The organism is Roseateles sp. NT4, from assembly GCF_051857475.1.
In the GTDB taxonomy this organism is placed as follows: Bacteria; Pseudomonadota; Gammaproteobacteria; order Burkholderiales; family Burkholderiaceae_C; genus Pelomonas.
Map to the genome: position 1 here is coordinate 283,044 of NZ_JBPZGZ010000007.1, position 6,837 is coordinate 289,880.

6 protein-coding genes are annotated in these 6,837 nt (G+C 68.6%); 5 read left to right on the forward strand and 1 reads right to left on the reverse strand.

Going from position 1 to position 6,837, the window contains the following annotated elements; all coding sequences use genetic code 11:
- Window positions 1–49 precede the first annotated feature (49 nt).
- Window positions 50–1,684: a lipase family alpha/beta hydrolase gene (locus tag ACS5PN_RS30015; protein WP_439467689.1), complete on the forward strand. Its 1,635-nt coding sequence runs from the start codon at window positions 50–52 to the stop codon at window positions 1,682–1,684.
- Here ACS5PN_RS30015 and ACS5PN_RS30020 read toward each other — a convergent pair.
- Window positions 1,681–2,253, reverse strand: a complete 573-nt coding sequence (locus ACS5PN_RS30020) for a PEP-CTERM sorting domain-containing protein (protein WP_439467690.1) — start codon at window positions 2,251–2,253, stop codon at window positions 1,681–1,683. The genes ACS5PN_RS30015 and ACS5PN_RS30020 overlap by 4 nt on opposite strands.
- Before the next feature lie 199 nt (window positions 2,254–2,452).
- Between ACS5PN_RS30020 and ACS5PN_RS30025 the strand changes: the two genes are divergently transcribed.
- The 4 genes from ACS5PN_RS30025 (at window position 2,453) to ACS5PN_RS30040 (ending at window position 6,494) form a co-directional block, all read left to right on the forward strand.
- Window positions 2,453–4,492, forward strand: a complete 2,040-nt coding sequence (locus tag ACS5PN_RS30025; protein ID WP_439467698.1) for a transglycosylase SLT domain-containing protein — start codon at window positions 2,453–2,455, stop codon at window positions 4,490–4,492.
- Window positions 4,489–5,430 carry a complex I NDUFA9 subunit family protein gene (locus ACS5PN_RS30030; RefSeq protein WP_439467691.1) on the forward strand — a complete coding sequence of 314 codons (942 nt, stop codon included), beginning with the start codon at window positions 4,489–4,491 and terminating at the stop codon, window positions 5,428–5,430. Before ACS5PN_RS30025 ends, ACS5PN_RS30030 begins: the two co-directional genes overlap by 4 nt.
- Window positions 5,431–5,502: 72 nt before the next feature.
- Window positions 5,503–6,183, forward strand: a complete 681-nt coding sequence (locus ACS5PN_RS30035) for a glutathione S-transferase (RefSeq protein WP_439467692.1) — start codon at window positions 5,503–5,505, stop codon at window positions 6,181–6,183.
- A gap of 2 nt (window positions 6,184–6,185) precedes the next feature.
- Window positions 6,186–6,494: a DUF1272 domain-containing protein gene (locus ACS5PN_RS30040; protein WP_439467693.1), complete on the forward strand. Its 309-nt coding sequence runs from the start codon at window positions 6,186–6,188 to the stop codon at window positions 6,492–6,494.
- The last annotated feature ends 343 nt before the right edge of the window (window positions 6,495–6,837 follow it).

Below are 6,837 nucleotides of genomic sequence, written 5' to 3' on the forward strand. Positions count from 1 at the left end.
CCGCCGGGACTATGGTCGCCGTCGTCTTCACCCCCTCAGGGAAGCCGCCATGCCCACGCCCGACGCCCCTTTCCATCCCATCATCTATGTGCGCGGCTATGCGATGTCGCGCGGCGAGATCGACGAGACCACGGCCGATCCCTTCTGCGGCTTCAACCTCGGTTCGACCATGTACCGCGCCGTGCCCAACAAGGACGAGAGGCCGCGCAAATACGTCTTCGAGTCGCCCGTCGTGCGCCTGGCCTCGGAGTACGGCTACCAGGATGTCTACGAGGACGGCTACGACATCGTCGACCCCGAGTGGGAGGCCGACTCCCTGGGCAAGCCCACCAACAACAAGCTCGGCAGCCGCTGCATCGTCATCTACCGCTACTACGACGCGGCGTCCTCCTATCTGGGCAACAGCAAGACGCCGGAAATCGAGGACTTCGCCAAGGGCCTGTCCCAGCTGGTGGCCCGCGTGCGCGATCTGGTCTGCAAGAACCCCGACAACAAGATCAAGCCGGCCGACTTCCGCTGCTATCTGGTCGCCCACTCCATGGGCGGCCTGGTCTGCCGCGCCTTCTTGCAGAACCCGGCCCTGGATACCGAGAAGGTGGTGAAGCACGTCGACAAATTCTTCACCTACGCGACGCCGCACAACGGCATCGACGTGCTGGGCCAGAACATCCCGTCCTGGCTGGGCGTCAACGACATCTCCAACTTCGACCGTGACAAGCGCATGCCGGCCTACCTCGACCTGGTGGCCGCAGCCAAGAAGTACAAGCGCGCCGACCTGCTGCCCGAGGCGCGCTTCCCGTCGCGGCGGGTCTTCACGCTGGTGGGCAGCAACCGGCTGGACTACGAGGCCGCGGCCGGCATGTCGCGCAGCTTTGTCGGCCATGGCAGCGACGGCCTGGTGAAGATCGAGAACGCGACGCTGTGCGGCCTGGACGCCAAGGGCAACATCACCGAGCAATGCGCCAAGGCCTTCGTCTACCGAGCCCACTCGGGCTACTTCGGCATCGTCAACAGCGAAGAGGGTTTCCAGAACCTGGCCCGCTTCCTTTTCGGCGACGTGCGCGTGGACCTGTGGCTGGAGATCGACGACATCCGCCTGCCCGACAAGGTGCAGGAGGAGGCCGACGCCGGCCGCGCCGTCAACGCCCTGTACCAGATCGAGGTGCAGGCCTCGCCTCGCGGCAAGCTCTGGTATCTGACGCGGCGCACGTCCGAGGAGGACTCCGTGGCCTGCGTGGCCCAGGCCGATTGGCAGAAGAACGCCAGCCTCTACCTCAGCAGCGTCTTCCTGGCCAACTGGGCCAAGGTCAACAAGCAGCGCCGCTCGCTGGCCTATGGCATGACGCTGGGTGTGCGCGTGCCCGACTACGAGATCGAGAAGCGGCTCTGGCTCAACGAGCACTTCGAGGGCGGCTATCTGTTCCGCAATGCGCTGATCCTGGAGATGGTGCCGCCGACCAAGGAGGGCGAGGCCTGGAAGGTCAAGTACGCCTGGCAGGACGCCGGCGTGTCCATGGCCGATACCGAGATCGCCCCCAAACAGCTGAAGTCGGGCCGCATCGAGGTCAGCGTGCCCTTCGACAGCAGCGCCGTGGCCGCCAACGGCAAGATGAAGCCCACCAACCCCGGCATCCGCGGCCGGCTGCGCTTCGAGATCGAGGGCTGGAACCTGGACGCGAGCTAGCGGCCGCGCCGCCGCCAGGCCAGGCCCGCGGCGCCGGCCAGCAGCATCGCCCAGCTGGCCGGCTCGGGCACGGCCTGGATCTGGAAGACGATGCTGTGGTCGCGGTAGTTGAAGTCGCCGCCGCTGGGCAGGTCCTCGAAGGCCAGGTTGGTACCGGCCGGCACCTGGGCGTCGCCCGTGAAAGCGGCGGCCCAGACATGGTTGACATGGTCGCTGTTCAGGCTCACGTCGCTGTAATAGCGCGCCGCGCCGCTGTTGGCGTCGATGAAGAAAACCAGGCTGTCGCCGGCGGTCACCTTGCCCAGCACAAAGGTCTGGCCATAGGCGCTGGCGTGGTTGTCCAGCCCCGGCGTGCCGTCCACGCCATTGATGCGCGCACCGACGAGGTTGGTGAAGCCTCCCGCCTCGCCGGTGTAGTAAGCCAACAGCGTCCCGCTGGCGCCCGCCGTGAAGCTGCTGGCCGGCGCCTCGGTGCCGGGCGTCGGGTAGACCGCGGGGTTGGCGTAGGCGGCCAGGCTCAGCAGCGAGGCCGAAGCCCCCAACAGCAGGCGTCGTGTGGCAGTCTTCATCACCGGTCTCCTGGTCAATTGGCGCGCAAGATTAAGGAAGAGATAGCGCTATCTCCAGCCCCTAACTCGTGGGCAAGACACGCGCCTGCGTAAATCGCGAAGCCACGGGTTTCCCTGGGTTAAATTCAGTCAGAGGCGCGGGCGCTCGGCCAGCTGGCCGAGCGCATGCCAAGTGAAGCAGTTGCGAGGCGTGAAGCGCATGAGTCAGATGGGTGGTCGAGTCTTCCAAAACATCAGCCGCGGGGCCCTGGCCCTGCTGTTGTCGGTGGCGCTGAGCGCCGACGCGGCCCCGCCGCAGCCGCCCGCCGATGCCGACCTCGCCGTGCAGGCCCGCGATGCCTGGGTCAAGCGCGACCGCAAGCGCCTGGCCACCTATGCCGAGGCGGCGCGTGCCCAGAACCATCCGCTGGCCGGCTGGGTCGAGTACTTCGACCTCAATGCGCGGCTGGCCGAAGTGCGGCAGCCCGAGATGGACGCCTTCTACGCCCGCTATCCCGGCAGCTATGTCGAGGACCGCCTGCGCAACGACTGGCTGCTGGAGCTGGGCCGCCGCCGCGACTGGGCCAATTTCAAGCGCGACCACGCGAGCTATCAGATGCGCGACGACCGCGAGGTCGCCTGCTACGGGATGCTGGCCGACCACGCCTCCGGCACCAAGGTCGACACGGAGGCCGCACGAGCAGAGTTCGTGAACGCCGCGCGGGCGGCGTGGATGGCCCAGAAGGATGGCGACGACGGCTGCCTGCAGCTGGCCGGCGCGCTGTTCGATGCCGGCCAGTTCAAGCAGGACACCGTGTGGGCCAAGGCGCGCCTGGCCACCGAGCAGAGCCGCCCGCGTGCCGCACGCCAGGCCGTGGCCCTGCTTGCGGCCAAGCCGCTGGACCAGAAGCTCGCCGACCTGCAGGACAACGCCGGCCGCTACCTGACGCGCCAGGCCCGCAGCGCACCTCGTCCCGAGGCTGAGCTGACGGCCCTGGCCCTGGCCCGTGTCGCCGCCAACGACCCCGACCAAGCTGCGGGCCTGCTGCGCGACAAATGGAGCAAGCTGCCGCACGACCTGCAGGCTTGGCTGTGGGTGCAGATCGGGCGCCAGTCGGCGCTGCGTCTGCAGGACAGCGCCCCGGCCGCCTTCGAGCGCGCCGACAAGCTCGCCCCCGACCTGGCCTGGAGTGACGAATCCCTCGCCTGGGCGGCCCGCGCCGCGCTGCGTTCCCGCCAGCCGGCCGCCGCCCTGCGCGCCATCGAGCGCATGAGCGCCGCCGAACAGCGCGACCCCGCCTGGGCCTACTGGAAGGCTCGCGCGACGCGGCTGCAGGGCGACGCCCATGGCGCCCGCACCCAGCTCACGACGCTGTCATCCGCATCCCTGAACTATTTCGGCCGCCTCGCTGCCGAGGAGCTCGGCCTGCCCACGCCCTTGCCACCCGCGCCGGCGCCGCTGACGGCCGACGAGCGGCGCGCCGCCAGGCAGCATCCCGGCCTCACGCGGGCGCTGCGCCTCATCGACCTGGGCCTGCGCAGCGAGGGCGTGCGCGAATGGAATTTCTCGCTGCGCGGCATGGGTGACCGCGCCCTGCTGGCCGCCGCCCAGGAGGCCTGCGACCGCGAGGTCTGGGACCGCTGCATCAACACCAGCGAGCGCACCCGGACCGAGATCGACATCGCCCAGCGCTACCCCACGCCCCACCGCGCCGAACTGCAGCGCGAGGCCCAGGCCAGCGGCATCGACCCGGCCTATGTCTACGGCCTGATCCGCCAGGAATCGCGCTTCGCGCTGGACGCCCGCTCCCATGTCGGTGCCGCCGGGCTGATGCAGATCATGCCCGCCACGGCCAAGTGGACGGCCAAGAAGGTCGGGCTGAACTACAGCGCCGAGCTGATGAACGACCGTGACTTCAATCTGCGCATCGGCACCTTCTACCTGAAGCTGGTGCTGGACCGCTTCGAGGGCGCCCAGACCCTGGCCGCGACGGCCTACAACGCCGGCCCGGGCCGGGCCGCGCGCTGGCGTGACGGCCCCGTGCTGGACGCCGCCATCTGGGCCGAGAACATCCCTTTCAACGAGACGCGCGACTATGTCCGCAAGGTGCTGCTCGGCGGCGCCATCTATGCCCAGGTGATGGGCCTGCCCGCCACCTCGCTGCGCGAGCGCCTGGGTCGCAGCGTCGGCCCGGCGGGTGCCGCTGCCGCGGATGTCAGCGATGTGCCGCCGGCAGCGGTGGGAGATGGCAAATCATGAGCCTGTCAGTCCTCGTTCTGGGCGGCAGCGGCTTTGTCGGCCGCGCCCTGTGCGAACAACTGCTGCGGCGCTGCGGTGCCGACGTGCGCATCACCGTGCCGACGCGCCGCCTGCCGCATGCGCAGAGCGTGCAGAGCCTGCCCGGCGTCACCGTCGTGCAGGCCGACGTCTTCAAGGATCTGCCGCGGCTGGTGCCGGGCCATGACGCGGTCGTCAACCTCGTCGCCATCCTGCAGGGCAGCGCGGCTGCCTTCGAGCATGTGCATGTGGAGCTGCCCAAGCGCATTGCCGCGGCCGGTGCGCGCCGCCTCGTCCACGTCAGCGCCCTGGGCGTGGCCGAGCATGCGCCATCGCGCTATCTGCGCAGCAAGGCCGCCGGCGAGGCGGCCCTGCAGGTCGCCGCCCAGACCCACCCGATGGCACTGACGCTGGTGCGTCCGTCGCTGGTCTTTGGCGACGGCGACCACAGCGTCAACCTGTTCGCGCGGCTGCAGGGCCTGTTCCCGGTGATGCCTCTGGGCGGTGCCCAGGCGCGTCTGCAGCCCGTGTGGGTGCAGGACCTGGCGCGCGCCCTGGTCGAGGTGCTGCTGCGCCGCGAGTCCGTCGGCCAGACCTACGAGATCGCCGGCCCGCGCGAGCTGACATTGGCTGAGCTGGTGAAGCTGGCCGGCGGCGTTGCCGGTCGTCAACGGCCGGTACTGGCTTTGCCCCACGCGCTGGCTTCGCTGCAGGCCCTCTTCATGGAATGCCTGCCCGGCGAGCCGCTGCTGTCGCGGGACAACCTCGCCTCGCTGAGCGTGCCCAATGTGCCGAGCGGCCGGTTGCCGGGGCTCGCCGAACTCGGCATCCGGCCCAGCTCGCTGGAGGCCGTGCTGCCAACCTATCTGTCGGCCACCGGTGGCGTCGCGCGCCTCGATGCCTGGCGCGCCAGGCATTAATCCCTTGCGGATTGCTCATCCCGTTCGCGCGGCACCGTCAGTAAGCTCGCCGGCTGCAACGCGAAAGATGACATGAAGCTCTATATCGGCAACAAGAACTACTCGTCCTGGTCCATGCGCAGCGGCGTGCTGCTGGCGGCCTTCGGCATTCCCTTCGAGGAGGTCAAGCTGCGCTTCGACTTCAGCGAGGGCTCCGAGTGGAACCGGGTCATCACCGGTGTCACACCGACCAAGCGTGTGCCCGTCATCGTCGAGGACGACGGCTTCACCGTCTGGGACACGCTGGCCATCGCCGAGTACATCGCCGACCGCCACCCCGAGCACGCCATCTGGCCTCGCGACGCCCAGGCCCGCGCCCGTGCGCGCAGCCTGTGCGCCGAGATGCACGCCGGCTTCACGCGGCTGCGCACCGTCTGCCCGATGAACATCGAGGTCTTCTTCCCCGATGTCGGCGCCAGGCTCTGGGCCGAGGACGAAGCCCTGCGTGCCGATGTGACGCGTTTGGATGCGGCCTGGAGCGACGCGCTGAAGACCAGCGGCGGGCCTTTCCTGTTTGGTGAGTTCAGCGCCGCGGACGCCTATTTCGCGCCCGTGGCGGTGCGGCTGAGCCGCTTCGGCCTGCCGGTGTCCGAAGCCGCGGCGGCCTATCGCGATGCGGTTTTGGCGCATCCGGCCGTCGAGGACTGGATTGCCGACTCGATGCGCGAGCAGGACTTCATCGTCGAAGACGAGCCTTACCGAAAGAGCCGCTGACCATGTTGGAACTTCGCCCCAGCTGCGAGCACTGCGATGTCGCCCTGCCACCGGAGTCGACGGCGGCGCGCATCTGCAGCTTCGAATGCACCTTCTGCGTGGAATGCGCGGAAGGGCTGTTGAGCAATGTCTGCCCGAATTGCGGCGGTGGTTTTGTGCCGAGGCCGGTCAGGCCGGTGCGGAACTGGAAAGGCGGGAACTATCTCGGTGACTATCCGGCGAGGACGGTGCCGAAGTTGAGGCCGGTGGATCTGGAGGCCCATGCGCGGCTGGTGGAGTCGCTTGCTGGGCTGGCGCCGGAGAAGCGGTAGGAGGCTTTGTGAAGGTCCTCATGACTCGCGTGCAGTGCCGCGGGAATCCGCCCCGCGAGGGCGGGTAACTTTTCTCTGACGCGCCAGAGAAAAGTCACCAAAAGAGGAGCGCTCAATGCAATCCGCACTCGAGCGGCGGCATGCGCTCGCGATGCTCGAACTGGACCGTGCCTACGCGCGACCCGCTTCGCTCTCGCTGCTGTCCCTATGACGGGCATCACTGATCGCCACTTCACCACCGTTAACGCCGGCTGCACGCCGGGCTCATCAGGAAATACCGAACAGCCGCGTCGCCCGAGCGACGCTGCATTTGGCATTTCTCGTGAGCCCGGCGTGCAGCCGC

Bases quoted from the DNA above. Each gene is read 5' to 3' on its own strand.
- ACS5PN_RS30040 (WP_439467693.1), top strand. From the start codon at position 6,186: ATGTTGGAACTTCGCCCCAGCTGCGAGCACTGCGATGTCGCCCTGCCA.
- ACS5PN_RS30030 (WP_439467691.1), top strand. From the start codon at position 4,489: ATGAGCCTGTCAGTCCTCGTTCTGGGCGGCAGCGGCTTTGTCGGCCGC.
- ACS5PN_RS30020 (WP_439467690.1), bottom strand. From the start codon at position 2,253: ATGAAGACTGCCACACGACGCCTGCTGTTGGGGGCTTCGGCCTCGCTG.
- ACS5PN_RS30035 (WP_439467692.1), top strand. From the start codon at position 5,503: ATGAAGCTCTATATCGGCAACAAGAACTACTCGTCCTGGTCCATGCGC.
- ACS5PN_RS30025 (WP_439467698.1), top strand. From the start codon at position 2,453: ATGAGTCAGATGGGTGGTCGAGTCTTCCAAAACATCAGCCGCGGGGCC.
- ACS5PN_RS30015 (WP_439467689.1), top strand. From the start codon at position 50: ATGCCCACGCCCGACGCCCCTTTCCATCCCATCATCTATGTGCGCGGC.